Source organism: Blautia sp. HCP3S3_G3 (genome assembly GCF_052063365.1).
Classification (GTDB): Bacteria; Bacillota; Clostridia; order Lachnospirales; family Lachnospiraceae; genus Blautia_A.
On record NZ_JBQHXR010000001.1, the window covers coordinates 655,976 to 681,264 of the forward strand.

At 44.1% G+C, this 25,289-nt stretch carries 26 protein-coding genes and 1 pseudogene; 24 read left to right on the forward strand and 3 right to left on the reverse strand.

Annotated features, from left to right (window positions below; genetic code table 11):
- Window positions 1-49: 49 nt before the first annotated feature.
- Genes ACTNEW_RS02965 through ACTNEW_RS02975 form a run of 3 tightly spaced genes read left to right on the forward strand, consistent with a single transcriptional unit; the run spans window position 50 to window position 1,960 of the window.
- Window positions 50-361, forward strand: coding sequence for a hypothetical protein (locus tag ACTNEW_RS02965; protein ID WP_441057689.1), 312 nt, complete (start codon window positions 50-52; stop codon window positions 359-361).
- Window positions 362-365: 4 nt separating this feature from the next.
- A complete protein-coding gene (locus ACTNEW_RS02970) occupies window positions 366-1,574 on the forward strand; it encodes a hypothetical protein (RefSeq protein WP_441057692.1) in 1,209 nt (402 codons plus the stop codon).
- Entirely contained in the window at window positions 1,571-1,960 is a 390-nt protein-coding gene (locus tag ACTNEW_RS02975) for a GerW family sporulation protein (protein WP_441057695.1), read from the forward strand. Before ACTNEW_RS02970 ends, ACTNEW_RS02975 begins: the two co-directional genes overlap by 4 nt.
- 362 nt (window positions 1,961-2,322) lie before the next feature.
- Here the strand turns inward: ACTNEW_RS02975 and rpmB are convergent, their stop codons facing one another.
- Complete coding sequence (rpmB, locus tag ACTNEW_RS02980) at window positions 2,323-2,511, reverse strand: 50S ribosomal protein L28 (RefSeq protein WP_441057698.1); 189 nt, start codon at window positions 2,509-2,511, stop codon at window positions 2,323-2,325.
- Between the two features lie 160 nt (window positions 2,512-2,671).
- On the opposite strand from rpmB, the gene ACTNEW_RS02985 reads away from it, so the two are divergent.
- From ACTNEW_RS02985 to ACTNEW_RS03035, 11 genes are all read left to right on the forward strand, one after another.
- Window positions 2,672-3,031 (forward strand): Asp23/Gls24 family envelope stress response protein, encoded by a 360-nt coding sequence (locus ACTNEW_RS02985; protein ID WP_441057701.1) that lies wholly within the window; start codon window positions 2,672-2,674, stop codon window positions 3,029-3,031.
- 22 nt (window positions 3,032-3,053) lie between these two features.
- A complete protein-coding gene (locus ACTNEW_RS02990) occupies window positions 3,054-4,727 on the forward strand; it encodes a DAK2 domain-containing protein (protein WP_441058104.1) in 1,674 nt (557 codons plus the stop codon).
- Window positions 4,728-4,792: 65 nt separating this feature from the next.
- On the forward strand, window positions 4,793-6,844 hold the full coding sequence (gene recG, locus ACTNEW_RS02995; RefSeq protein WP_441057704.1) for an ATP-dependent DNA helicase RecG: 2,052 nt from the start codon (window positions 4,793-4,795) through the stop codon (window positions 6,842-6,844).
- 313 nt (window positions 6,845-7,157) lie between these two features.
- The gene (locus ACTNEW_RS03000) at window positions 7,158-7,565 is read left to right on the forward strand and encodes a DUF6465 family protein (RefSeq protein WP_441057706.1); all 408 of its coding nucleotides are present in this window, start codon (window positions 7,158-7,160) and stop codon (window positions 7,563-7,565) included.
- A gap of 321 nt (window positions 7,566-7,886) precedes the next feature.
- On the forward strand, window positions 7,887-9,776 hold the full coding sequence (locus ACTNEW_RS03005) for an outer membrane protein assembly factor BamB family protein (protein ID WP_441057709.1): 1,890 nt from the start codon (window positions 7,887-7,889) through the stop codon (window positions 9,774-9,776).
- Window positions 9,777-9,824: 48 nt separating this feature from the next.
- Complete coding sequence (locus ACTNEW_RS03010; RefSeq protein WP_441057712.1) at window positions 9,825-10,067, forward strand: nucleotidyltransferase family protein; 243 nt, start codon at window positions 9,825-9,827, stop codon at window positions 10,065-10,067.
- Window positions 9,991-10,599, forward strand: a complete 609-nt coding sequence (locus ACTNEW_RS03015; RefSeq protein ID WP_441057715.1) for a glycerol-3-phosphate responsive antiterminator — start codon at window positions 9,991-9,993, stop codon at window positions 10,597-10,599. Before ACTNEW_RS03010 ends, ACTNEW_RS03015 begins: the two co-directional genes overlap by 77 nt.
- 356 nt (window positions 10,600-10,955) lie before the next feature.
- Window positions 10,956-12,365: an NAD(P)/FAD-dependent oxidoreductase gene (locus ACTNEW_RS03020; protein ID WP_441057718.1), complete on the forward strand. Its 1,410-nt coding sequence runs from the start codon at window positions 10,956-10,958 to the stop codon at window positions 12,363-12,365.
- Window positions 12,362-13,660, forward strand: a complete 1,299-nt coding sequence (locus tag ACTNEW_RS03025) for an NAD(P)/FAD-dependent oxidoreductase (RefSeq protein WP_441057721.1) — start codon at window positions 12,362-12,364, stop codon at window positions 13,658-13,660. Before ACTNEW_RS03020 ends, ACTNEW_RS03025 begins: the two co-directional genes overlap by 4 nt.
- The gene (locus tag ACTNEW_RS03030; protein ID WP_441057724.1) at window positions 13,653-14,006 is read left to right on the forward strand and encodes a DUF1667 domain-containing protein; all 354 of its coding nucleotides are present in this window, start codon (window positions 13,653-13,655) and stop codon (window positions 14,004-14,006) included. Before ACTNEW_RS03025 ends, ACTNEW_RS03030 begins: the two co-directional genes overlap by 8 nt.
- Window positions 14,007-14,266: 260 nt before the next feature.
- A complete protein-coding gene (locus ACTNEW_RS03035; RefSeq protein WP_441057727.1) occupies window positions 14,267-14,500 on the forward strand; it encodes a small, acid-soluble spore protein, alpha/beta type in 234 nt (77 codons plus the stop codon).
- Between the two features lie 147 nt (window positions 14,501-14,647).
- On the opposite strand, the pseudogene ACTNEW_RS03040 reads toward ACTNEW_RS03035, so the two are convergent.
- Window positions 14,648-15,466: pseudogene (locus ACTNEW_RS03040) on the reverse strand (DegV family protein); the annotation flags it as partial.
- 120 nt (window positions 15,467-15,586) lie between these two features.
- Here ACTNEW_RS03040 and ACTNEW_RS03045 point away from each other — a divergent pair.
- From ACTNEW_RS03045 to ACTNEW_RS03060, 4 genes are read left to right on the forward strand one after another with little or no spacing between them, the layout of a single operon-like run.
- Window positions 15,587-15,982, forward strand: coding sequence for a methylglyoxal synthase (locus ACTNEW_RS03045; RefSeq protein WP_287776393.1), 396 nt, complete (start codon window positions 15,587-15,589; stop codon window positions 15,980-15,982).
- Window positions 15,979-16,533, forward strand: coding sequence for a 16S rRNA (guanine(966)-N(2))-methyltransferase RsmD (gene rsmD / locus ACTNEW_RS03050; protein WP_441057730.1), 555 nt, complete (start codon window positions 15,979-15,981; stop codon window positions 16,531-16,533). The genes ACTNEW_RS03045 and rsmD overlap by 4 nt, the downstream gene beginning before the upstream one ends.
- 19 nt (window positions 16,534-16,552) lie before the next feature.
- A complete protein-coding gene (coaD, locus tag ACTNEW_RS03055; protein WP_441057733.1) occupies window positions 16,553-17,035 on the forward strand; it encodes a pantetheine-phosphate adenylyltransferase in 483 nt (160 codons plus the stop codon).
- 21 nt (window positions 17,036-17,056) lie between these two features.
- The gene (locus ACTNEW_RS03060) at window positions 17,057-17,686 is read left to right on the forward strand and encodes an ATPase (protein WP_441057736.1); all 630 of its coding nucleotides are present in this window, start codon (window positions 17,057-17,059) and stop codon (window positions 17,684-17,686) included.
- Here the strand turns inward: ACTNEW_RS03060 and ACTNEW_RS03065 are convergent.
- A complete protein-coding gene (locus tag ACTNEW_RS03065; RefSeq protein ID WP_441057739.1) occupies window positions 17,663-18,643 on the reverse strand; it encodes a hypothetical protein in 981 nt (326 codons plus the stop codon). The two genes, ACTNEW_RS03060 and ACTNEW_RS03065, sit on opposite strands and share 24 nt — an antisense overlap.
- 92 nt (window positions 18,644-18,735) lie before the next feature.
- Between ACTNEW_RS03065 and ACTNEW_RS03070 the strand changes: the two genes are divergently transcribed.
- The 6 genes from ACTNEW_RS03070 to ACTNEW_RS03095 all read left to right on the forward strand — a co-directional run bounded on the left by ACTNEW_RS03070 (window position 18,736) and on the right by ACTNEW_RS03095 (window position 25,280).
- Window positions 18,736-20,187, forward strand: a complete 1,452-nt coding sequence (locus tag ACTNEW_RS03070; RefSeq protein WP_441057742.1) for an aminoacyl-histidine dipeptidase — start codon at window positions 18,736-18,738, stop codon at window positions 20,185-20,187.
- A gap of 186 nt (window positions 20,188-20,373) precedes the next feature.
- Entirely contained in the window at window positions 20,374-21,186 is an 813-nt protein-coding gene (locus tag ACTNEW_RS03075; RefSeq protein WP_441057745.1) for a M23 family metallopeptidase, read from the forward strand.
- A gap of 64 nt (window positions 21,187-21,250) precedes the next feature.
- On the forward strand, window positions 21,251-22,063 hold the full coding sequence (locus ACTNEW_RS03080) for a GTP pyrophosphokinase (RefSeq protein ID WP_441057748.1): 813 nt from the start codon (window positions 21,251-21,253) through the stop codon (window positions 22,061-22,063).
- A 23-nt stretch (window positions 22,064-22,086) separates the two neighbouring features.
- Complete coding sequence (locus ACTNEW_RS03085) at window positions 22,087-22,752, forward strand: HAD family hydrolase (protein ID WP_441057751.1); 666 nt, start codon at window positions 22,087-22,089, stop codon at window positions 22,750-22,752.
- A complete protein-coding gene (locus tag ACTNEW_RS03090) occupies window positions 22,753-24,645 on the forward strand; it encodes a YgiQ family radical SAM protein (protein ID WP_441057754.1) in 1,893 nt (630 codons plus the stop codon). It abuts the gene before it with no gap.
- Window positions 24,646-24,656: 11 nt separating this feature from the next.
- Entirely contained in the window at window positions 24,657-25,280 is a 624-nt protein-coding gene (locus ACTNEW_RS03095; RefSeq protein ID WP_441057757.1) for a hypothetical protein, read from the forward strand.
- The last annotated feature ends 9 nt before the right edge of the window (window positions 25,281-25,289 follow it).

Below are 25,289 nucleotides of genomic sequence, written 5' to 3' on the forward strand. Positions count from 1 at the left end.
ATTTCTGCAGATCTGGCAGAAGATAGATGGGAAAGGGCGGTGATATGGCATGCTGAAGTGGCACGAACACGTTTATGTAGATGAGGGAATCCATGACGCGCAGAAAATACGTACCAGACTGGATGAGAACAGACTGACGCCCGGAATATATCTTCTGACATTTTCCAATAATCCCCATCATCTGATGGAGATTATTCCGGCAGTGGCATTAAAACAAAGACCTGTTCGGGAACTTTGTCCGGTGATTTTCGGTATGGCGGGGAGCAAAGAGGAAGCCATTGATCTGGCATGCAGGATTCTGATGGAAGCATATGATGAGACAGGTGCCTTTGGCATAGAAGAATATTTGAAAAACAGGTGAGTACATGTTACATATACTGTGGATGATTTTGAAATTCATATTGATCGTGATCGGGATTCTTCTGGGGCTTGTGGTACTTGCACTTTTGCTTCTTCTGTTCTGTCCGGTATGTTACAGGGTACAGGCAGCCGGAAGCATGAAAGAGTGGAAGAAAGCGCATGGCAGTGCTTCTGTAAGCTGGCTGTTTGGCGGTATACGTTTTACCGTGTGTCTGTGGGACGGTAATCCGAAGCAGGAGATACGGATTCTTGGAATCTCACTGGAGAAGCTGAGGCATCTCAGGAAAACATCCCAAACTGCAGAAAAAGGTGGAGCAGATAAGAAGCAAAAGGCTTCATCAAAGAAAAAAGCTCCTGCAACCGTGCTTTCTGAGGGGAAGAAGCAGAAGAAACCGGATAAAGTGACAGAAGCACAAAATAAGGAGAAAGAACCTTCTCCGATGATGCAGCCCAAAGATGCAGAAGATTTAGCGGTGCCGCAGTCCAAAGATGCAGAAGATTTAGCGGTGCCGCAGTCCAAAGATGAGGAGGATTTACCGGTATCTTATCGGAAAGACAGCGAAAAAACATCAGTGCAACATCAGAAAGATCGAGAAATACCGCATGTATCAAGTAATAAAGAGCGAAAAACTTCCTCAGTGTCCTGCGGGAAGGATGAAGTTAATATTCCGTTAGCATTTCAGGATGACAGAGAAGATTCAACAGCATCACAGGTAAAATTGAGAAAAAAAACAGGTATTTTTCAGAAATTCAGGAATAAGATTTTCGGTATTCTGGACAGACTAAAAAGAATCCCCGGATTTATCCGGAATTTTCAGAAAAATATACAGAAGGCATATGCTCAGCTGGATTACTGGAAACAGTTTTTTGCACAGACAGAGGTGAAAGAAGCTGCCGTTTTTGCATGGCAGAGAATCCGGCGGTTATTGAAACATCTTTTGCCGGTCAAGATCCGGGGTCAGGTGACGTTTGGATGTGAAGATCCGTCGGTAACCGGAACAGTGCTGGCAATTCTGGGAATTACGATTCCATTTCATAAGAACTGTCTGGAAGTTCATCCTCTTTTTGACGGAGAGAATTCTTTAGAAGGAGAAGTGAAGCTGTGCGGCAGAATTTACGGAATTGTTCTGATCATTACTGCAGTGCAGATTTATTTTAATAAAAATATCAAATATGTCATCAGCCGATGGAAGCATAAGGAGGAATCGTTATGACAAACGAAGACAAATACGAAAACAATTTTAAAGACACTGTGAGTTCATTGTTTCAGGGAATGGATGCATTTATCTCTGCAAAGACGGTTGTAGGGGATGCTATCCATGTGAATGATACGATTATCCTTCCGCTGGTTGATGTGACCTTTGGAATGGGAGCAGGCGCTTTTGCGGGAGAAAAGAAAAACAATGGCGGCGGTGGTATGACCGGTAAGGTTACCCCGTGTGCAGTGCTGGTAATTCAGAATGGAACTACGAAGCTTGTCAACATCAAGAATCAGGATGGACTTACAAAGATTCTGGATATGGTTCCTGATTTTGTAGACCGCTTTGCACCGAAAACGGCAGGCAGTGAGGGAGATACTGCTGATACAGATGCAATCTGATGCAGGAAAGAATGAGGCATGATAACACATGCCTGTATGAACAAAAATGAATATATGAACGATTATACAGATACAGAACAGGTATGCGAAGGGGCTGTTGCTGCATAAACTATAGTAAACCAAAGAAACTGGACGGATGGTTCGTGTGCAGACTGCTGGGGCTTGTAATGTTCTGTGTTGGAATCGGCATGATCATAGGAATGTTGATTACAGAAACTGTAATTATAATCATACTGGCAGCAATCTGCCTGCTGTGTGGTTATCATTTCTTTTGCAGATAGAAGGCGTGCGGGAAAACCTGCATGCCTTTTGTGATTTGGGCAAAAAAATACCCCCGCAGGACTGCGAGGGCAGGTGGAATCTTATGCTCTTTCAACTTTTCCGGATCTTAAGCAGGAAGTACATACGTACATCTTCTTTGATCCGCCGTTTGCTGTTTTAACTTTAACGGACTTTACGTTGGATTTCCACATCTTATTGGATCTTCTATGGGAATGACTCACATTGTTTCCGAAATGAGCAGCTTTTTCACAAATTGCGCATTTAGCCATGATAGCACCTCCTTGACGCTTTTTTTCAACAGACTTTATTTTAACAGATGAAATAGTCTTTTGCAAGCAAAAAAAGGAAAATTGTAAAATAAATATTTCTTTTTCTGTAAAAACAGGTTATAATACATACATACTAAACTGTAAATTTGGAGGTAACCATATGAATGGACGTATAGATTCCGGATTGGGACAGATTGTCATTGATACAGATGTCATCAAAACCTATGCGGGAAGTGTCGCAGTGGAATGTTTCGGAATTATCGGAATGGCCGCTGTCAGTATGAAAGACGGACTCGTGAAATTGCTTCGCAGAGAGAGCCTGCAGCATGGAATCAGTGTAATGATTACGGAAGAAAACAAGATTCGCCTGAATTTCCATGTGATCGTGGCATATGGCGTAAATATCAGTGCTATTGCGGATAACCTTGTCAGCAATGTCAAATATAAAGTCGAAGCCTTCACCGGACTGGAGATTGAGAAGATCAATATTTTCGTCGAAGGCGTGCGTGCGATAGATTAGTAAATTATAGGAGGAACTTGTGGTGAATACGAAAACCATAGATGCCAAGATACTTTCCAGAATGTTTCTGGCAGGTGCCAAGAATCTGGAAGCGAAAAAAGAGTGGATCAACGAATTGAATGTATTCCCGGTGCCGGACGGCGATACCGGAACCAATATGACCCTTACCATTATGTCAGCTGCTGCGGAAGTCGGCTCTCTGCAGGACCCGGATATGGAGACACTGGCCAAGGCTATATCTTCCGGTTCTTTGAGAGGCGCCAGAGGAAACTCCGGTGTTATTCTTTCTCAGCTCCTTCGCGGATTTACCAGAAGCGTTCGCAAGAGCAGCGAACTGACTGCAAAAGATATCGCAGCTGCTATGGAGAAAGGCGTAGAGACAGCTTACAAGGCTGTTATGAAGCCGAAGGAAGGAACGATTCTGACAGTTGCCAGAGAAGCAGCTGCAAGAGCTTCTGAAATTGCGGAAGATGTGGAAGATCTGGAAACATTTTTCAATGAAGTTTTTGCTCATGCAGAGGCAACTCTTGAAAAAACACCGGAAATGCTTCCTGTTCTGAAAGAAGCCGGTGTTGTGGATTCCGGCGGACAGGGACTTCTGGAAGTATTCAGAGGTGCAATAGACGGATTCCTTGGCAAAGAGATTGATTATTCCAGTTTCAGTGCATCCGGTGGTCCTGCGGTAACGAAGATTTCTCCGCAGGCAGAAGCAGATATTAAATTCGGTTACTGCACAGAATTTATCATTCTTCTGAATCAGCCGATGCCGGAGGAAGAGGAACATTCCTTCAAAGAATTCCTTACATCACTTGGCGATTCTATCGTACTCGTTGCAGATGATGAGATTGTGAAAGTTCATGTTCATACCAATCATCCGGGACAGGCGATTGAACGTGCTTTGACTTATGGCGCACTTTCCCGCATGAAGATTGATAACATGAGAGAAGAACATCAGGAAAAACTGATCAAGGATGCCGAAAAGCTGGCCAGAGAACAGGCCGCTCAGGAAGCAGAAGCAAAAGCTGCAGAGCCGCCGAAGGATTATGGTTTTATTTCCGTATCTGTCGGCAAGGGCCTTACAGAGATCTTCAAGGAACTTGGCGTGGATTATCTGATCGAAGGCGGACAGACCATGAATCCAAGTACCGAAGACATGCTCAATGCCATTGATAAGGTAAATGCAAAGACCATTTATATTTTCCCGAATAATAAGAATATTGTACTTGCAGCAAATCAGGCAAGAGACCTTACAGAAGATAAAGAAATCATCGTTGTTCCTACCAAGACGATTCCTCAGGGAATTACTGCTCTTATCAGTTTTGTACCTGAGAAATCCGCCGAAGAGAATGCGGAAGCCATGATGGAAGCAGTCTCCAAGGTGAAGACTGGTCAGATTACTTATGCAGTACGCGATACAAGAATTGATGACAAAGAAATCCATGAGGGTGATATCATGGGAATCGGTGACAGTGGAATGCTTGCTGTCGGTAAGGAACGTGCAGATGTTGCAAAAGAAACAGTTGCGGCAATGATGGACGACGAAGCGGAAGTCATCAGTGTATACTATGGTGCCGATATTGCCGAGGAAGAAGCAGAAGAATTGTGTGCTTTCCTGGAGGAAGAATATCCGGACTGTGAAGTAGAGCTGAATATGGGCGGACAGCCGATTTACTATTATGTGATTTCAGTGGAATAAAAAGAACATGACGAAAAAGGCGGAAGAAACTTCCGCTTTTTTCTTTGAGTTAAGAGGTTGATTAAATGAAAAGAGCACTGCGTGAATTAAAGGGAGTTGGAGAAAAAACAGAAAAATTATTCCGGAAAATCGGTATCAGTGATACTGATGATCTGCTGCGGTATTATCCGAGAACTTATGATTCTTATGAAGAACCGGTGCCGGTTTCTGATTTGGAAGAAGGCACTGCAGCGGCTGTCCGCGTAACGGTCACAACGGGCGTTTATGTAAATCAGGTGAGAAATCTTCAGGTGGTAACCATTACGGCAGCTGATGAGAGTGGAAAAATCCCTGTCGTCTGGTTTAATATGCCTTATCTTCGCAATACTCTGAAAAAAGGAAGCGTACTGATCTTTCGCGGACGTGTTGTGCGGAAACAGAAACACCTCCAGATAGAACATCCGGAAATTTTTACACCGGCTGCTTATGAGGAGGTTCTTCACAGTCTGCAGCCGATTTATGGACTGACTGCCGGGCTCACCGGAAAAACCATTGTTAAACTGCTGAAATCTCTGTTGGCGGAGCAGAACCTTCAGATGGAATATCTTCCTGAAGAATATCGGGAACGGTATCAGCTGGCAGATGCTAATTTTGCTGTTTCTGCGATTCATTTTCCAAAAAACAGAGAGCAGCTTCTGATTGCCAGAAAGCGTCTTGTTTTCGATGAATTTCTCCTGTTTATTCTGGCTGTGCAGCTGTTAAAAGAAAAAACAGAGGAGGCACCGAATTGTTTTTCCATGAAAAAAACATGGACGACCGAACAGATTATAGAAAATCTTCCGTACAGGCTTACAAACGCACAGCTGAATACCTGGCATGAAATTGAACGGGATCTTTGCGGTGAAGCACTGATGTCCAGACTGGTACAGGGGGATGTGGGAAGCGGAAAAACCATTCTTGCCTTTCTTGCCATGATAATGGCATCGGAAAATGGATGCCAGTCTGCATTGATGGTACCAACAGAGGTGCTTGCGCGCCAGCATTATGAAGCGTTTCTGAAGCTGAAAGAAGAGTATGGTCTTGCATGTACTGCTATTCTTCTGACAGGTTCCAACACAGCGAAAGAAAAACGGGAAAGATATGCCATGATCGCTTCTGGGGAGGCAGACATCATTATCGGAACACATGCATTGATTCAGGAAAGAATCGAGTATCAGCGTCTTGGTCTGGTGATTACCGATGAACAGCACCGGTTTGGTGTCAAACAGAGAGAAGCACTGACGACAAAAGGCAATCCCCCCAACGTGCTTGTCATGAGCGCCACACCTATTCCCAGAACGCTTGCCATCATTCTGTACGGAGATCTGGATATTTCCATTATTGATGAGCTGCCGGCCAAAAGACTTCCCATAAAAAACTGTGTGGTAGGCACATCTTACAGGCCGAAAGCATATACTTTCATAGAAAAACAGGTACGTGAAGGCAGGCAGGCATATATCATCTGTCCGATGGTGGAAGAAAGTGAAGGTCTGGATGCGGAAAATGTACTGGATTATACGAAGAAACTGCAGGGAATCTTTCCAAAAGATATCCGAATTTCCCATCTTCACGGAAAAATGAAACCAAAAGAAAAAAATCAGGTAATGGAAGCATTTGCGGCAGGGGAAATTCAGATTCTGGTGTCCACGACGGTGGTGGAAGTTGGCGTGAATGTGCCAAATGCTACCGTAATGATGGTTGAAAATGCAGAGAGATTCGGTCTTGCACAGCTTCATCAGCTCAGGGGCCGCGTCGGCAGGGGAGAATATCAGTCGTATTGTATTTTTATACAGGGAAATGATGTGAAAGAAATCTCAAAGCGACTGGAAATCTTAAATAAATCGAATGACGGATTCTTTATTGCCGGAGAAGATCTGAAGCTTCGCGGTCCGGGAGATCTGTTTGGAATCCGGCAGAGCGGTCTGCTGGAATTTAAAATAGGAGATATCTATCAGGATGCAGATATCCTGAGAACAGCCAGTGAAGCAGCAGGAGAAATCCTTGCGCTTGATCCGGATCTGACATTGCCGCAGCATGCAGCGTTGAAAGAAAAACTGATCTCCTATATGAGGGATGATCTGGAAAATCTGGGACTGTGATGTTCACTGAAACCCGGTAACCAGAATTCTTCAGTATAACCCGGCAAAATAAATACGGTAAAATCACGAAAATTAAGATGACTGTAAATGATAACTGATGAAAAAGTAATAAAAGTCAGATGAAAAAGCAACGAAACTTCATGAATATGTACTGAATAATTGCCGGAAAAAGTGTCCGGAAATATGGGGAGATTTCCCGAAAACCCGCATAAACAGAGCATTTCCGTCAAAGAAAAACTTGCCAAAAAGCGGAAATCGTAGTATTATCCTATGGAACTAAAAATCATTTTTTACCCTGTAAGGAGGCTAATATATGGCTACAAGAGCAACAAAAAAAGCAGAGCCGAAGACAACAGTAAAAGAAGCTCCTGCTAAGAAGACAACAGCAAAAGCAGTAAAGGAAGAGGCTGCTGAAGCTAAAACAACTGCTAAAGCTGCTGAGAAAACAGCCGAAAAACCAGCCGCTAAAAAGACAACAACCAGAAAACCAGCAACAAGAAGAACAACAAAAAAATCTGAGGTTAATACAGAAGTGTATGTACAGTTCTGGGGCAAGGAAGTATATGCGAAGGACGTTGTAGCAAGTATCAAAAATATCTGGACGGAAGAGATGGGCAACAAAGAAGAAGATATTACAGACTTAAAAGTATACATCAAACCAGAAGATAACGGTGCACATTATGTCATTAACAATGACATTACTGGTTTCATCGGATTATAAGAAAAAGAAAGCAGACCCGGAAGGCAATTGCAGGAATGCAGTCGCTTCCCCGGGTCTTTTGCATTATAGAAGGGTATTCGGTATTTTTTTATGATACAACAGGGTTTTTCCTGGAAAGTGCTATTATATTCTTATGATTGTTTTGATTTTTGCATGCTTATTGCCGGCTTGTTTTTCTTGTCATATGTAAATGCTAATGATACAATGGATTGGTAAAGCGGTGGTTTATTGTGCGGAGAAAACTGTTTGTCAGAGGAAGCGGGACATAACTTTGTTCTGTATTATAGACTGTATGCAGTATTTGTTTTATTGGGGGAGCATATGGAAGAGAGAGTAAAAAATAAAAAAAGTGCCAGACCCACAGGGAATGTGATGTATGTGCCAGAGACAAAGCCGGAAAGAAACAACGAATCAAAACCTGTAATAAAAGCAAAATCAGAAAGAAAACCGGAAGCAACAGAAAAACGAAAAACAAAACCCGGAACAAGACAGGAAAAGAAAAAAATACCTGTTGTGCAGATCATGTTTTTGGCAGAAGCGTTTCTGATCATTCTTGCATTTATTATATTATTTGTTGTGAAAACACATGGAACAGATGCGGTTTCGGCAGATTCTGATGAAATTGCTGTGAGTGCGGATGGAGATGTGGTCGGTATGGCTCAGACAGAGGAATTGTCGGAACTGGATTTTTCTCCTCACTGTACGGAACAGACAATACCTTCCAGTCTGATTGAGTATACGGAAATCAACATCAATGGAAATACTTTGAACGATATATCCGAATACAGATCTGCAGATGTACTGTCTTTTGGAATCGGAAACGACTACAGTAAGCTTGAGGGAATTGTAACGTTCCGCGGAAATAATTTCCGGGATGATCCTACTTATGGTTATGCGGAAATGAAAGATTTTCAGCTGAAACAGGAATGGTCACATCAGACAGGTTCTCTTACTTACGGGGATGCCTGCTGGACAGGAAGCGGATGGACAGGCCAGCCTCTGATGGCAAAATGGCCGATAGATACGAAAGCTGCCATGAATATGTATGACTGGGCAAAACAGGATGAGGATCTGGTGGAAGTAATCTATGCGTGTATGGACGGTTATATTTATTTCCTTGATCTCGAAACAGGAAAGCCTACCCGTGATGCTTTTTATCTGGGATATACATGCAAAGGGTCAGGAGCATTGGATCCGCGCGGTTATCCGATTATGTATGTGGGCGCCGGCTATGACAGCTATGAAGGTACAGCCAGAGCCTTTATCATTAATCTGATCGACTGCAGCGTGATGTATACCTTTGGTAATAATGATGAATTTTCGTTAAGAGGATCTCTGAGCTATTTTGATTCTTCTGCACTTGTGGATGTAGAAACGGACACATTGATTTATCCGGGAGAGAACGGAATTCTTTATCTGGTGAAACTGAATACCAGTTATGACGAAGCTGCCGGAACTCTTTCGATTGCTCCGACGGTTGTCAAATGGCATTACAATGGAATTCGCTCCAGCATGGGCTCCTACTGGCTTGGAATGGAAGACAGTGCAGCTGTGTACGGCGGTTATCTTTTTATTGCGGACAACGGTGGAAACCTGATGTGCATAGATCTGAATACGCTTCAACTGGTATGGGTACAGGATGTGCTGGATGATTCCAACTCCACACCGGTTCTGTCTGTAGAGGACGGACATCTTTATCTGTATGTCAGCACTTCGTTCCGCCTCGGATGGAGAAGCTATGATACAGCGGAAGTTCCCATCTGGAAAATTGATGCGGAGACAGGAGAAATTGTATGGAAAACTCCTTATGAGTGTTACACGGAGGATGGAGTATCGGGAGGCGTACAGTCTACGATTGCCACTGGAAGGGAAGAATTGTCGGATTATATTTATGTGACAGTGGCAAGAACAGGAGAGTCGTATGATGGCGTGCTTGCCTGCATCAACAAGAAAAACGGAAATGTGGAATGGGAACATAAAGCTTATTACGCCTGGTCTTCACCAGTCTGTGTTTATAATTCCGATGGAAGCGGCAAAGTCCTCTACTGCAGCTGTGCGGGAAAAATGTATCTTCTGGATGGAAAAACGGGGGAGGTATGCGATATCCTTCAGCTCAGTGACGGTGCAATCGAGGCATCCCCTGCAGTATACAACAATTATGCAGTTGTCGGAACGAGGGACTGTGAAATCTGTGGAATAAAACTGCAGTAACTGTTCTTTGGAATAAAAAGGATTGAGAATGTTGTGAGGATAACTGAAATGATAGAATTATCTGAAAAAACAGGAATAAAACCTGTAGTTTTACAGGAAATCATACAGATGGCTCAAAAATATGAGGTGAAGAAAGTGATTCTTTTTGGCTCACGTGCACGTGGGGATTTCAAAGAAAGAAGCGATTGTGATATATCAAAAAGAGGAGAAAAATATGCAGGAACATCAGTTGCAAAAAAAACAGGATACGCCATCTGGTACCAGTGCCATTCTGGAAATGATAGAAGATAATCCGATCATCACGGCGGTGAAAGATGACAGTGGCCTGGAAGCCTGTCTGAAGGCGGAATCCGGGGTGGTATTTATTCTGTTTGGAGATATCTGCAATATTCATGAGATTGTAAAAAGGATAAAAGAGAATGGAAAGATTGCCATTGTACACATGGATCTTCTTGGAGGGATCGGAAGCAAAGATGTGGCGGTGGATTTTATCAGAAATCAGACAGAAGCAGACGGCATTATATCCACGAAAACGACTTTGCTGAAAAGGGCAAAAGAGCTGGGTATGTTTACGGTGCTGCGTTCTTTTATTCTGGATTCTATGTCTTTGAATGGAATCCGCAGACAGTATGAACAGGTAAAACCGAATATGGTAGAGATTCTTCCCGGAATCATGCCGAAAATTACAAAAAGGGTCGTGGAAGAGATTCCGGTTCCGGTGATCTGCGGAGGACTGATCTCGGACAAAGAGGACATTATCAGCGCGCTGAGTGCAGGTGCAGCAGCAATTTCTTCCACAAATCAGACAATCTGGGAATTATAAGGAAATTGTAAAAGAGGAAATGCGAATGCATAAAAAGAGAAAGCAGAAAGATCTTTTAAGATTCTGTGCAGTATATAGAAATGCAGAATAGAAGATTCCAACAAAAAATCCATAAAAAATTCCAACAAAAAAATTCACAAAAAGGTTGTTTTTTTATAACTCTAATGCTATAATTTCCTCATACATAATTACTGAGAGATGAAGAGCAGAGTGATTATATAGTATGATACTATAGGTTACTCTGCTCTTTTTTGCATAAACACGCTCCAGGACAGTCGTTTTGTGGATTATTCTAATGTACAAGCGGTTCTGTTCATTATGCTGCTCTGAAAAAAGAAGAAAGGGGAGAGTCTCAAATGAGAGATGTCATCATTATAGGTGCCGGAGTTTCCGGATGTGCAATTGCCAGAGAGTTGTCCAGATATGAACTGGATATCTGCGTGGTTGAAAAAGAAAGCGATGTATGTGAAGGAACAAGCAAGGCAAACAGTGGTATCGTACACGGCGGATTTGACGCCAAACCCGGTTCACTGAAGGCGAAACTGAACGTGCAGGGAAATATCCTGATGGAAGAAATGTCCAAAACCCTGGATTTTCCATTTAAGAGAAATGGTTCTATGGTCATCTGCGAAAGACCGGAAGAGGTTTCCGGGCTGGAGAAGCTTTTGGAACAGGGAGTGAAAAACGGAGTACAGGAGATGAAAATCCTGACTCGAGAGCAGGCTTTGGAGCTGGAACCGAATCTGGCAGACGGAGTATATGCAGTGCTTCATATTCCATCCGGCGGAATTGTCTGTCCTTTTGAAATGAATATCGCTTATGCGGAAAACGCAGCACAGAACGGAGTGGAATTTTGCCTGGAGACGGAAGTACAGTCCATTGAAAAAATGGAAAAAGGATTTCGCCTTCATACAGATCAGGGAACGATGGAGGCAGCCTGCGTGATTAATGCGGCAGGTGTTTATGCAGATGTTTTCCATAATATGGTCAGTGAACAGAAAATCCATATTACACCGAGAAGAGGTGATTATTGTCTCCTGGACAAGACCGCAGGCAGTCATGTGAGCCACACGATTTTCCAGCTTCCTACAGAAAAAGGAAAAGGAATCCTGGTGAGCCCTACGATTCATGGAAACCTTCTTCTGGGGCCGACAGCGATTGACATTGAGGATAAAGAGGCGACAGCTACTACGGCAGCAGGACTTGCAGAGATTATGGAAAAAAGTGTCAGATCAGTGAAAAATATTCCGACACGTCAGGTAATTACCTCTTTTGCAGGCCTCCGTGCGCATGAAGATCAGGGCGAATTTATCATCGGAGAACCGGAGGATGCAAGAGGCTTTATCGATGTTGCAGGTATCGAATCGCCAGGGCTGACCAGCGCTCCTGCAGTGGGACTTTATGTACGGGATATGGTAGCCGGAATCATGGAATTAAAAGAAAAGAAGGAGTTTGTCGAGACGAGAAAAGGTATTACACGTTTCAAGGAACTTTCTATGGAAAAACAGAATGAACTGATCAGGAAAAATCCGTCTTACGGCCGGATCGTCTGCCGATGTGAGGGAATTACGGAGGGAGAAATCCTGGATGCAGTGAGGAGACCGCTGGGAGCCCGGACTCTGGATGGAATCAAGCGTCGTACAAGAGCAGGAATGGGACGCTGCCAGGCCGGTTTCTGCACGCCGAAAACAATGGAACTGCTGGCGAAAGAGCTTCATCTGGAACTGAAAGATATCCGTAAAAACGGAAGGAGGGATGCGCAGTGAAACAGTGTGACCTTGTGATCGTTGGCGGCGGTCCGGCGGGACTGGCTGCGGCAATTGCGGCAAAAAAGAACGGAATCAATGATATTCTGATTGTGGAACGTGATGAAAAACTGGGAGGCATTCTGAACCAGTGTATTCATAATGGATTTGGTCTTCATACTTTTCACGAGGAACTGACCGGACCGGAGTATGCGTACCGTTTTATTCAAATGGCGGAGGAACTGGAAATTCCGTATATGACCGGTTCCATGGTGCTGGATATTACCCCTGAGAAAAAACTGACTGTGATCAATCGTACAGAAGGCGTGATGGAAATTCAGGCAAAATCGGTGATTCTTGCCATGGGCTGCCGGGAACGTCCGAGAGGTGCCCTGAATATTCCGGGATACCGTCCAATGGGGATTTATTCTGCAGGAACTGCGCAGAGACTGGTGAATGTGGATGGATTTCTTCCAGGCAAAGAAGTAGTCATTCTCGGTTCCGGTGATATCGGTTTGATCATGGCAAGAAGAATGACACTGGAGGGTGCAAAGGTCAAAGTCGTTGCAGAGTTGATGCCATATTCCGGCGGACTTAAGAGAAACATTGTACAGTGTCTGGATGATTTTGGAATCCCGCTGAAACTGAGCCATACAGTTGTTGAAATTAAGGGAAAACAAAAATTGGAAGGTGTAACGCTTGCCCGTGTGGATGAGCATAATCGCCCGATACCGGGAACAGAAGAGTATTATGCATGTGATACCCTGCTTTTGTCCTGCGGTCTGATTCCGGAAAATGAACTGAGCAGAGAAATGGGAATTGCCATGAATCCTGTAACAAACGGACCAGTCGTAGACGAAAGTCTGGAGACAAGTATTCCTGGCGTGTTTGTATGCGGAAATGTACTCCATGTTCATGATCTGGTGGATTTTGTTTCTGAGGAGGCAGCAGTTGCCGGAAGAAATGCAGCGGATTACATCAGCGGCAATATGGAAGAGAAAAAGTCACAGGGAATTCCGGTAGAAACAGAAGGCGGCATCCGTTATTCCGTACCATCTGTTGTTGAGCCGGAACGTATGCATGAGCCGGTGAAAGTACGTTTCCGTGTGGGAAATGTTTACACAAACTGCTATATCAGTTTATATCTGGATGACATACGTATCCAGCGAAAAAAGAGACAAATCGTTACACCGGGAGAAATGGAGGAAATGGTTCTGAAAAAAGAATTTTTCCAGGAATATGGACGACCGGAGAAGATTCGCATCGTACTGGAACAGGCAAAACAGGATGACCGGGAGGTGAACGGCAATGAGTAACAGGATACTGACCTGTATCGGATGCCCCATGGGATGTACGCTTCAGGTAGAAATGGATGGACAAATAGTAAAAAGTGTGACAGGGAACACCTGCAAACGCGGTGATACCTACGCAAGAAAAGAAGTGACGGATCCGACAAGAATTGTCACGACAACCGTACGTCTCAAAAACGGTGGTGTTGTTTCCGTCAAAACAAAAGAAGATATTCCGAAGGGAAAAATCCTGGACTGCGTAAAGGAACTGAAGCAACTGGTTGTGGAAGGCCCGGTTAAAATTGGCCAGGTAGTGCTGGAAAATACTGCAGGTACAGGAATTCCTGTAGTTGCTACGTCATTTTCCAAATAAAAATTCTGAGAGGATAGCAACCAGACTGTTTTAGAATGTGGTTGAAAATAGTCTGGCTGCTGATAAATACCGTTTCATTATGAAAATATGTATTTTTCCATGATATATGGATGCTTGTTGGTTATTTTTCAGATGGTTTTGGGTATATGGATCAAATAATGCCATTTTATGAATAAACTTCTAGTGTATTATTTCCGTTACTCCACATAATAACATCGTAACATCCAACCAAACAAAAATAACCAAGGAGGAAATGAATCATGTCAAATACAAATTCTTCTTCTAACAGAGCAGTTGTACCGGAAGCCAAGGGCGCTTTAGACCGTTTCAAATTTGAAGTGGCAAGTGAACTGGGTGTGCCGCTGACGGATGGATACAACGGAAACCTGACCTCCAAACAGAATGGTTCTGTTGGTGGATATATGGTGAAAAAAATGATTGAGGCACAGGAAAGACAGATGTCCCAGGGCCAGGGTGGAATGAGCCAGATGTAATCCTGAAATATCCGGCGATACGATAGTATGTGCGATAATGATGGAATTATCCGCATAAATACGAAAGTAGAATAAAGAAATTGCCAGGATGAAAAAACGGCGCTGCTTTATAATCATAAGGATTATAAGACAGCGCTGTTTTATAAGCTTCGTGATGACCTTTTTCATTTTGCCGCGGTATTTTCTGGTTGCGACAAGTTTGCCGTCCAGAATTTCAATACATGGATGGATATTCAGAATCCGGCTGCCGAGACATACCACGTTGCTGACGCGTCCGCCTGCGCGGAGAAATTCCAGGTTATCCGGAAGAAAACACATTCTGGCGCGTTCGGTCAGAGTGTTTGCAGCGTCTGCAGCTTCCTGAATGGTCATTTCCGGATGTTCTTCAAGAAGTTTTGCGACTTCTGTTACGACTGCAGCCTGACCGATGGAAACCTGTCTGGTATCTATGGCGGTGATATAATCACGGTCCTCTGCCGCAATAAGTGCGCTCTGGTAAGAACAGGTGGTTATGGAAGAATATGCAAGATAAAGAATTTGTGAATCAGGATATTCTGCATGGATTTCATCAAAAACACGAATGAAATCTTCCGGTGAGCATCCGCTGGTTCTTGGAAGTTTGCCTGTGTCATGATAATAATCACAGATTTTCTGTACAGGGAAAGAACCATCATCAAGAGTTTCTGTATCAAAAGAAACGTGCATGGGAGCCAGGCGGATGTGATAGCGGGAAGCAAGCTCAGGCGTAAGATCCGAGCCGGTTTCGGCAACGAGGATAATTGGATTCATGGGGAATCTCCTTTCAAGAAATGCGTTTAAAACTCCATAAAAAAGGGCTATTATTAATATGATACATGGTAATTGAAACGAGGCCAAGAGGGTATTGATGGGATTGTCATCTTTTGTGAGTTTTTGTATCATAGATGTTCGGAGGACTATTACATAAAACAGTAAATGGCAAAACATTAACAAATTATGAATTTTGTATATTTTGCAAGAATTAGTTGCACTTCTTTTGGCAAGTTGTTATAATAATAGAGATATAAGCACAATAAAAATAGAATGTAATGTATGGAGAGGTGGACTATGAATTTAGGAATCATTGCACACAACAGCAAAAAAGTTCTGATTGAAGACTTCTGCATCGCTTATAAGAACATTCTGGCGAAACACGAGGTATATGCGACCGGAACTACAGGAAGAAGGATTGAAGAAGTGACAAGTCTTCATGTACACAAATTCCTGGCCGGAAGTATTGGTGGAGATAAACAGTTCATGGAAATGGTGGAACGTCAGAATCTGGATATGGTGATTCTTTTTTACAATCCGGTTATGATCGATCCGAAGGAACCGGACATCATGGCAATTGTAAGACGCTGCGACCAGTATAATATTCCGGTGGCAACCAATATTGCTACGGCAGAACTTCTGATTCTGGGACTTGCCCGTGGAGACCTTGATTGGAGACTGAATCTGAGATGAGAGTGATTGCAGGAAAGGCCAGGCGCCTTCAGTTAAAAACCGTACCGGGACTGGATACCCGGCCAACTACCGACCGAATCAAAGAAACACTGTTTAATATCCTGCAGCCGGAACTTCTGGACTGCAGATTCCTTGATCTGTTCAGCGGAAGCGGCGGTATTGGTATCGAAGCGCTGAGCCGCGGTGCTCAGTATGCTGTCTTTGTGGAAAAAAATCCCAAAGCATGTGCCTGCATCAGGGAAAATCTTTCATTTACAAAACTCGCAGAAAATGGTAAACTGCTGAACATGGATGTTCTTCAGGCCCTTCGTTCCCTTGAGCATAAAGGTGTATTTGACTGTGTATTTATGGATCCGCCTTATCAGCAGGAACTGGAACGACAGGTTCTGGAATATCTCAGGGAGAGCAGTATTATTGATGAAAATACGCTGATCATTGTGGAAGCGGATCTGAAGACGGATTTTTCTTATGCAGAGGATCTGGGGTATTGTCTTCTCCGTTCTAAGGAGTACAAGACCAATAAACATGTTTTCCTGAAAAAATTACCGTAAGAGAAAGAGAGATTATACGATGGTAACAGCCGTTTATCCTGGAAGTTTCGATCCGGCTACTTATGGACATCTTGATATTATCCGCCGGGCAAGTATTTCCTTTGACCAGGTAATTGTTGGAGTTTTGCATAATTCTGCAAAAAGTCCGTTGTTTTCTGTAGAAGAACGTGTTAATATATTGGAAAAGGCGACGAGAAATCTCCCTAATGTCATTGTGAAGCCGTTTGATGGCCTCTCGGTAAATTTTGCCAGAGAGAATCAGGCTCAGGTGATTGTCAGGGGGCTTCGTGCTGTCACGGATTTTGAATATGAACTGCAGATGGCCCAGACCAACCGTGTTCTGGCACCGGATATCGATACCGTATTTCTGACGACAAGTCTGGAATATGCATATTTAAGTTCCACAATTATGAAAGAGGTTGCGAAGTTTGGCGGAGACTTATCCAAATTCGCACCGCCCGAGATTATCGAAGCAGTTAAGGCTAAGATGTACGAAAAATAGAGAAAATAAGGAGAGTGTACTATGAGCAGCAGAATTGAACAGATCATTGAGGAAATCGAGGAATATGTAGACAGCTGTAAATTTCAGCCGTTATCAACGACTAAGATCGTAGTAAATAAAGAAGAGATTGATGAACTTTTACGAGAACTCCGCCTGAAAACTCCGGATGAGATCAAACGTTACCAGAAGATCATCAGCAACAAGGACGCCATTCTGGAAGATGCACAGGTGAAGGCAGACAGCCTGATCGCAGATGCACAGGCAAAGGCTCAGGAACTGGTTACCCAGCATGAGATTATGCAGAAAGCTTATGCACAGGCAAATGAGACAATCAATGCAGCGAATAAACAGGCACAGGAAATTCTTGATTCCGCAACACAGGATGCCAACAGCATCCGTCTCAGTGCCATTACTTATACAGATGACATGATGGCAAATATCGGGGCTGTTCTTAATCAGACTCTGGAAGATGCAGGCGGCAAATACAAAGGATTTATCGAAGCTCTGCAGGCCTGCCTCGAGGTTGTGAATCATAACCGTCAGGAATTGGCTCCTCAGACTGCACAGGCAGCTGCCATGTCCGGTACTTATCATGAAGAACCGGAAGCAGCAGACGATGATACCATGTTAGATGAGCTTGGAGAAAACTAATACGAACAGGAACGTCAGAAGACTGTTCAGACATTTTGCACTTAGGAAGGGCAGGAATGACAGGCGTTTGTCAGTGACACTTCTGGTTTGAGCCATGATACAGCAGCCGCCGAAGGCAGTCAGCGCCATGGAGACAGGATATTGTATTTCGAATGGCAGATCAGACAGGGCAATCTGGTGAAGTCCTGTTGTCAGTTCCATTGTTCCCAGGATCAGACTGCACAGATCTGCGGACCATTTCCAGCAGTGACGGATGCAGGCGGAAATCAGTGAAAACAGGAGAATGTAACCGCCCAGACGGGTGATGGTTTCGAATCCGTTCATAATAGAGACATCTATGATGCTTCCTGGTGAGCTGGCAGTAGATGTCTCTTTTTTTAAAGTGATTTGTCTGCCTGATGACGTTTCTGAAGGAGATGAGTTCCCGGAACGGGTATGTCCATGGAAAATCAGAAATCGGAAAAAGAGCATACATGCAGCATCTGCCAACAGAAGAATTCCCCAAATCTCTCCGGCGGATATTTTTTGTCCAAGGCAGATCTGCGCAAGATAAGTTGTCAGAAATGCGGGACTTGGCTGATTGGCAAAGGTCAGAAGATATTCGGCTTCCCTTTTGCTGATTTTGCCGCAGGAATAGAGGTCTGATGCAAGCTTGGCTCCCATGGGATAACCGCAGAGCATTCCCAGCAGAAACGCATATGCGCCGGACGGCGACAGCCCGAATAGAATACGCCAGAAATTACGAAACGGTGACAGGGCTTTTTCGATGCAGTCTGTCCGTATGAGAAGTCCTGTCAGAATCAGAAACGGAAGAAGTGTAGGAAGAAGGGTGTTCAGCCACAATTTCATGCCGTCCTGTGCAGCAGAAAGAGATTCCTGCGGATATGTCAGTAAAAAGAGCAAAAGAAAAAGAATTCCGGCAGGTGTCAGAATTTTTTTGATGATTATTCTGTTCATGATCAATTCCGTTTTTTTTACTATATGGGACTGGTGTATAGAATATTCATATGGGAATAATAAAAAAAACCATAGAATTGGAGGAAAATAAAATGAGAGTTTTGGAAAATTGCGAACCAAAGAAAGTATTTTATTATTTTGAGGAAATATGTAAAATCCCGCACGGTTCTGGAAACACGAAAGAACTCAGTGATTATCTTGTGAATTTTGCCAGAGAGCGTGGCCTGGAATATGTACAGGATGAGATGAATAATGTCGTGATTTACAAACCGGCAACTCCGGGATACGAAAATGCTCCGACAGTCATCCTTCAGGGACATATGGATATGGTCTGTGAAAAGCGCCCGGATGTGGAACATGATTTCACAAAAGACGGATTGAAACTATCTGTTGTAGATGGATGTGTTTCTGCAAATGGAACCACTCTTGGCGGCGATGACGGAATTGCAATAGCTTATGGTCTTGCGCTTCTTGACAGTGATGATCTTGCACATCCGGCTCTGGAAGTACTGATTACTGTAGATGAAGAAATTGGTCTTCTTGGAGCAGAAGGGTTTGACTGCAGTGTCCTGAAGGGCAAACGTCTGATCAATCTGGATTCAGAAGCGGAAGGCAGTCTGTGGATCAGCTGTGCAGGAGGTCTGTGTGCCAACAGTTTTATCCCGGTGAAGAGAGTCGAGGCAGAGGGACAGAAACTTCATGTAAAAGTATGCGGTCTTATGGGCGGACATTCCGGCGCGGAAATTGACAAAAAACGCTCCAATGCCAATGTATTGATGGGAAGATTTCTGTATGGACTGAAAAAGCATGCAGATTATGAAATTGTATCTCTGGCAGGCGGACAGAAGGACAATGCTATTACAAAAGAAGCAAATGCGGAAATTCTTACAACAGAGGAAGAAATTGCTGCAATCCGGGAATATGCAGCTGTCTGCCAGGCAGGACTCCGTGATGAATATACAGGAACAGATGAAGGAATTACGGTTGAAATCACAGAGGAAGGCGCTGCCAGTGCCAGAGTTCTTCATCCGATCAGCCGTGAGAAGGTGCTGTTCTATCTTATGCAGATTCCATTTGGCGTTCAGAAGATGAGCGGAACGATTGAAGGACTTGTGGAGACATCCTCCAATATCGGAATTGTGGAATTGAGAGAAGAGGAATTCTTTGCATCTTCCAGTGTGAGAAGCTCCGTTGAGGCGGCAAGAGATGCATTGGCTGATAAAATTGAATATCTGACAGAATTTCTTGGCGGTGAATATGAGGTGCAGGGAGCATATCCGGCATGGGAATACCGGAAAGATTCTCCGCTCCGAGACAAGATGGTGGAAGTGTACCGCCAGATGTACGGTGAAGAACCGAAGGTTGTGGCGATTCATGCAGGACTGGAATGCGGACTGTTCTACAAAAAAATTGAGAATCTGGACTGTGTTTCCCTTGGACCGGATATGAAAGATATCCATACTTCGGAAGAAGTTCTGGATATAGCCTCCACAAAACGTGTGTGGGAATACCTTGTTAAGACTTTGGAAACTTTAAAAGACTGATGATACGCAGGAGCCTCTGCAGGATAGATGATTTTGTCTGTCTGCGGGAGGCTCCATTTTATTATATTAGAAATGACCGGTATTTTCTGATTCTAAAGAAGGGTGCAGCCACATATAATATCTGGTACATTGAATAATAAACTGCCATTTATTCGATGGAATGGTACACGGTATGGGAGGCGGAGCATGAAGTCCGGATGGAAACAATTGATTCCTGTATATTTTGTTCTTCTGACAGCAGTGATGTATCTTCTGACAGTAATCCATGAAAGAAGTCGGGCGTCTGTTCTGCAAATGAACACCTGTGAGGGAGAAGATTTTCGAAAACAGGAATTGCTTCCGGAGGTTTATGAGGAGATCCGGAAGCTTTCCAGGTCAGGAGGATCCTTTGGAGAACTTCTTACAACAGCAATGCTGAACGGGGATTTTCATCCGAAAACAGTGTGCACGGACAGAGAACCGTATTACCGCTATAAAAGGAAAGAATTTGATTTTCTGAAAAGCTGTTATGAGGCTGTCTGGGCAGATCTCGTATATTTTCCCATACCGTCAGGAGATATTTCTTATGAAAATACATGGCTGGATTCCAGAGATTATGGAGGGAATCGCTTTCATGAGGGAGCGGATCTGTTTGGAAAAGTGGAAATACCCGGATATTATCCGGTGATCAGCATGACAGATGGTACGGTAGAGCAGATTGGATGGCTCCCTCTTGGAGGATACCGTATCGGAATCCGGTCAGACCATGGCGGATATTTTTATTATGCCCATTTATCGGAATATGAACGTGATTTCAGGGAGGGAGAACAGATAGAAGCGGGAGATATTCTGGGCTATATGGGAAATACCGGATATGGGGCAGAAGGAACCGTGGGGCAGTTTCCGGTGCACCTGCATCTTGGAATCTATATCAACACTTCTTCCGGGGAAGAGCTGAGTGTTAATCCCTACTGGGTTTTGCGGGCAATTCATAAAAATATCATAAACTATTCATATTAATAGAAATTTCTCCTGATTTTGTGCTATAATGAAAAACGTATGGAAATGCAAGGAGCGAGTAATAATGGAAATACAGTTGTGGAGAAGCATTTTATGTCCCTATGAACTTGCGGTCAAAGAACTGACCGTGAAATTTGAGCATATTATCACAGAACATAAGCTGAATGATCTGTATTCCCCCATCGAGCAGGTGAGCGGACGTGTGAAGAGCGTGTCCAGTATTCTGGAGAAGATGCAGCGCAAGCACATTCCCATGGAGCGGATGGAGGAAGAAGTGGAGGATATAGCAGGAGTCAGGATTATCTGCCAGTTTGAGGAAGATATCGAAACCGTAGCCTCCATTATCCAGAATCGTTCAGATATGGTCATCAAGAGCGAAAAAAATTACCTGAAACATATTAAGCAGAGCGGTTACAGGAGTTACCATCTGATTATTTATTATACCGTAGATACGATAAACGGACCAAAGAAACTGCAGGCAGAGATTCAGATCCGTACCATGGCCATGAATTTCTGGGCAACCATTGAGCATTCTCTTCAGTATAAATATAAGGGCGATATGCCCGCACATGTGGCTGAACGTCTCAGTAAGGCTGCAGATGCCATTATTTCCCTTGACAAGGAAATGGCTTCTGTCCGCAATGAGATTATGGATGCACAGAATTCCTCCCAGATGCAGTCTAATCTGGTGCGGGATATTTTGCTGAATATTGAGAATCTGTACAAGCTTTCTAATAAAAGAGAAGTCACGAAAATACAGGATGAGTTTCTGAGAGTGTTTAAGACCAAGGATCTGAAGCAGCTGGAGAGATTTCACCGTCAGCTTGATATTATCGCTGAAGGATATCGCGCACAGGCGGTTACCCATGACCTGTAGGCAGAGTCAGAGACAGGAGGCACATGTTAGAAAATAAAAAGGCAATGATTTTTGATCTGGACGGAACACTGGTGGATTCCATGTGGGTCTGGGATCAGATCGATATTGATTATCTTGGCAGGCTGGGGTATGAGGTTCCGCAGGATCTCCAACCGGCTATCGAAGGAATGGGATTTACAGAAGTGGCTGTCTATTTTAAGGAGCGGTTTCACATACCGGATTCCATTGAAGAAATCAAAAAAACATGGCAGGATATGGCTATGGAACAGTATTGTTATAAAATCCCTCTGAAACCGGGAGTCTGTGATTTTCTGAACTATGTAAAATCACAGGGAATGAAAACAGCTGTTGCGTCCAGCAATGACAGGAAACTGATTGAGTCTGCACTGGTCTGTCATGGAATCAGAGAGTATTTTGACTGCATTATCACTGCCTGTGAGGTAAAAAAAGGCAAACCGGCACCGGATGTTTATCTGGAAGCGGCAAGACGGCTTCGGACAGACCCGTCTGAATGCCTGGTATTTGAAGACATTGTTCCGGGAATCCTGGCGGGCAAATCAGCGGGGATGAAGGTATGTGCAGTGGAAGATGATTACAGTATCCCCCAGAGAGAAGAAAAAAGAAAAACTGCCGATTATTATATCCGGTCTTATGATGAGATCCTGGCAGGTACATATGAGGAATTATAGATGCAGAATTTTTTACCGGTCAACAATAAAGAAATGAAAGAACGGGGATGGGATCAGGTAGATTTTGTCTATGTGACAGGAGATGCCTATGTAGACCATTCCTCTTTTGGCGCGGCGATCATCAGCAGACTGCTGGAGAGCCGCGGCTATCGCGTGGGAATGATTCCGCAGCCGGACTGGCGCAATGAGGAGAGCATCCGGGTATTCGGAGAACCGCGTCTGGGCTTTCTGGTAACAGCGGGTAATATGGATTCTATGGTGAATCATTACAGTGTTTCCGGAAAACGAAGACAAAAGGATTCCTATTCGCCCGGAGGCCAGATGGGTCTTCGCCCGGATATGCCCACCATTGTATACAGTAATCTGATCCGCAGGACTTATAAGCATACGCCGATTATCCTGGGCGGCATTGAGGCAAGTCTTCGAAGAATGGCCCATTATGATTACTGGCAGAATAAAGTACGCCGCAGTGTACTGATGGATTCGGGAGCAGATCTTATTTCCTATGGCATGGGGGAACATTCCATTCTGGAAATTGCAGATGCTCTGAACAGCGGTATTCCGGTGCAGGAACTGACTTACATTCCGGGAACCGTTTATAAATGCAGAGATCTTTCCAGAGCCTACGATCCAATTGTGCTTCCTTCCTTTGAAGAACTTCAGGGAAGCAGGAAGGCTTATGCAGACAGTTTTGCCATACAGTACAAAAATACAGATCCTTTTACGGCAAAACCGCTGGCAGAATCTTACGGGACGAAGGGGTATGTGATTCAGAACCCTCCGTCCAGACCGTTATCGCAGCAGGAAATGGACGATGTTTATGATCTTCCTTATACCGGGAAATACCATCCGATGTATGAAAAAGACGGAGGAATCCCGGCTCTGGAGGAAGTAAAATTCAGTCTGACCAGTAATCGGGGCTGCTTTGGCGGCTGCAGTTTCTGTGCGCTGACATTTCACCAGGGAAGGATCCTTCAGACACGAAGTCATGAATCGATTCTCCGGGAAGCAGTACGAATGACGGAGGATCCTGATTTTAAGGGCTATATTCATGATGTGGGAGGACCGACGGCAGATTTTCGCCAGCCGTCCTGCGAGAAACAGCTGACAAAGGGCGTCTGTCAGAACAGACAGTGTTTATTTCCGTCACCGTGCAAGAATCTGAAAGTGGATCATTCGGATTATGTGGCACTCCTTCGCAAACTGCGGGAACTGCCCAAAGTAAAAAAAGTATTTATCCGTTCCGGAGTCCGTTTTGATTATGTGATGGCGGACCGGAATCCGGAATTTCTCCGGGAACTGGTGGAACACCACGTGAGCGGGCAGCTGCGCGTGGCTCCGGAGCATGTTTCCAACCAGGTACTGAAATTTATGGGAAAGCCATCTCATGAAGTGTACGAAAGCTTTCTGAAAGCTTATGACAGAGCAAATCAGAAAACAGGAAAGCAGCAGTATGCAGTACCGTACTTCATGTCTTCCCATCCGGGATGTACCATGAAGGAAGCAGTAAAACTTGCGGAATATGTGCGGGATCTTGGCTTTACCCCGGAGCAGGTGCAGGATTTTTATCCCACACCGTCCACTCTTTCCACCTGTATGTATTATACAGGAATTCATCCGCTTACCGGAGAGAAGGTTTACGTTCCGCGCAGTCCCCACGAGAAGGCAATTCAGCGGGCACTGATGCAGTATAAAAATCCTGCCAACCGGGAGCTTGTACTGGAGGGGCTGAAGATCGCGGGAAGAATGGATCTGGTGGGATATGGAAAGCAGTGCCTGTTAAGACCGGAAAAAAGCCGGACAGGCGCCGGAAGTCCGAAGAACAGCCAGAAACCACAGGACAGGAAGAAAACCATCCGCAATATACACAAGAAAAAACAAAATAAACGATAAAGGAGCATTTGATGAGCAGTACAAAACGTAAAAAACGGATTTCCAAGGGAAATTTCGGCTATTTTGCATCAGAGAAAAAGCACCGTCTGGCTGTTACTGCAATCCTGTTTGCAGTTCCTCTCAGTGTGTTCTTTGCTGCATGGATCATTTTGAAGACGCGTATGACGATCTGGACAGTGGGATGTGTGGTAGGATGCCTTCCTGCCTGCCGTTCCATGGTGAATCTGATCATGATTCTGATGCGGCATCCCATGGACCGGAATCTGTATGAAGAGATCCATTCGCATGCCGGCAGTCTTGTGATGGCTTATGAGATGTATATGACGTTTTATGAAAAGAGCGCATATATCGATGCCTTTGCCATCTGCGGCAATGAAGTGGTGGGATACAGCAGTGATCCGGATATTGATACTGATTTTATGGCAAAAGAAGCACAGAAGATCGTACGCAAGAATGGATATAAGGTGAATATAAAAATTGTCAGAGACCTGCGCCCTTATCTGGAACGTCTGGATTCCATGAATGAACACAGAGAGTCTCTGGAAGAAGGCATTCGGTTTACCCCGGATGAAAAATATCCGGATCTTTCCAGAAATGAACTGATCAGACACACATTGCTTGCCATCTGTCTGTAGGAGGAGTTC

Excerpts from the sequence above, each read along its gene's own strand:
- ACTNEW_RS02965 (WP_441057689.1), top strand. The coding sequence starts at position 50 with ATGCTGAAGTGGCACGAACACGTTTATGTAGATGAGGGAATCCATGAC.
- ACTNEW_RS02970 (WP_441057692.1), top strand. The coding sequence starts at position 366 with ATGTTACATATACTGTGGATGATTTTGAAATTCATATTGATCGTGATC.
- ACTNEW_RS02975 (WP_441057695.1), top strand. The coding sequence starts at position 1,571 with ATGACAAACGAAGACAAATACGAAAACAATTTTAAAGACACTGTGAGT.
- rpmB (WP_441057698.1), bottom strand. The coding sequence starts at position 2,511 with ATGGCTAAATGCGCAATTTGTGAAAAAGCTGCTCATTTCGGAAACAAT.
- ACTNEW_RS02985 (WP_441057701.1), top strand. The coding sequence starts at position 2,672 with ATGAATGGACGTATAGATTCCGGATTGGGACAGATTGTCATTGATACA.
- recG (WP_441057704.1), top strand. The coding sequence starts at position 4,793 with ATGAAAAGAGCACTGCGTGAATTAAAGGGAGTTGGAGAAAAAACAGAA.
- ACTNEW_RS03000 (WP_441057706.1), top strand. The coding sequence starts at position 7,158 with ATGGCTACAAGAGCAACAAAAAAAGCAGAGCCGAAGACAACAGTAAAA.
- ACTNEW_RS03005 (WP_441057709.1), top strand. The coding sequence starts at position 7,887 with ATGGAAGAGAGAGTAAAAAATAAAAAAAGTGCCAGACCCACAGGGAAT.
- ACTNEW_RS03010 (WP_441057712.1), top strand. The coding sequence starts at position 9,825 with ATGATAGAATTATCTGAAAAAACAGGAATAAAACCTGTAGTTTTACAG.
- ACTNEW_RS03015 (WP_441057715.1), top strand. The coding sequence starts at position 9,991 with ATGCAGGAACATCAGTTGCAAAAAAAACAGGATACGCCATCTGGTACC.
- ACTNEW_RS03020 (WP_441057718.1), top strand. The coding sequence starts at position 10,956 with ATGAGAGATGTCATCATTATAGGTGCCGGAGTTTCCGGATGTGCAATT.
- ACTNEW_RS03030 (WP_441057724.1), top strand. The coding sequence starts at position 13,653 with ATGAGTAACAGGATACTGACCTGTATCGGATGCCCCATGGGATGTACG.
- ACTNEW_RS03035 (WP_441057727.1), top strand. The coding sequence starts at position 14,267 with ATGTCAAATACAAATTCTTCTTCTAACAGAGCAGTTGTACCGGAAGCC.
- ACTNEW_RS03045 (WP_287776393.1), top strand. The coding sequence starts at position 15,587 with ATGAATTTAGGAATCATTGCACACAACAGCAAAAAAGTTCTGATTGAA.
- rsmD (WP_441057730.1), top strand. The coding sequence starts at position 15,979 with ATGAGAGTGATTGCAGGAAAGGCCAGGCGCCTTCAGTTAAAAACCGTA.
- coaD (WP_441057733.1), top strand. The coding sequence starts at position 16,553 with ATGGTAACAGCCGTTTATCCTGGAAGTTTCGATCCGGCTACTTATGGA.
- ACTNEW_RS03060 (WP_441057736.1), top strand. The coding sequence starts at position 17,057 with ATGAGCAGCAGAATTGAACAGATCATTGAGGAAATCGAGGAATATGTA.
- ACTNEW_RS03065 (WP_441057739.1), bottom strand. The coding sequence starts at position 18,643 with ATGAACAGAATAATCATCAAAAAAATTCTGACACCTGCCGGAATTCTT.
- ACTNEW_RS03070 (WP_441057742.1), top strand. The coding sequence starts at position 18,736 with ATGAGAGTTTTGGAAAATTGCGAACCAAAGAAAGTATTTTATTATTTT.
- ACTNEW_RS03075 (WP_441057745.1), top strand. The coding sequence starts at position 20,374 with ATGAAGTCCGGATGGAAACAATTGATTCCTGTATATTTTGTTCTTCTG.
- ACTNEW_RS03080 (WP_441057748.1), top strand. The coding sequence starts at position 21,251 with ATGGAAATACAGTTGTGGAGAAGCATTTTATGTCCCTATGAACTTGCG.
- ACTNEW_RS03085 (WP_441057751.1), top strand. The coding sequence starts at position 22,087 with ATGTTAGAAAATAAAAAGGCAATGATTTTTGATCTGGACGGAACACTG.
- ACTNEW_RS03090 (WP_441057754.1), top strand. The coding sequence starts at position 22,753 with ATGCAGAATTTTTTACCGGTCAACAATAAAGAAATGAAAGAACGGGGA.
- ACTNEW_RS03095 (WP_441057757.1), top strand. The coding sequence starts at position 24,657 with ATGAGCAGTACAAAACGTAAAAAACGGATTTCCAAGGGAAATTTCGGC.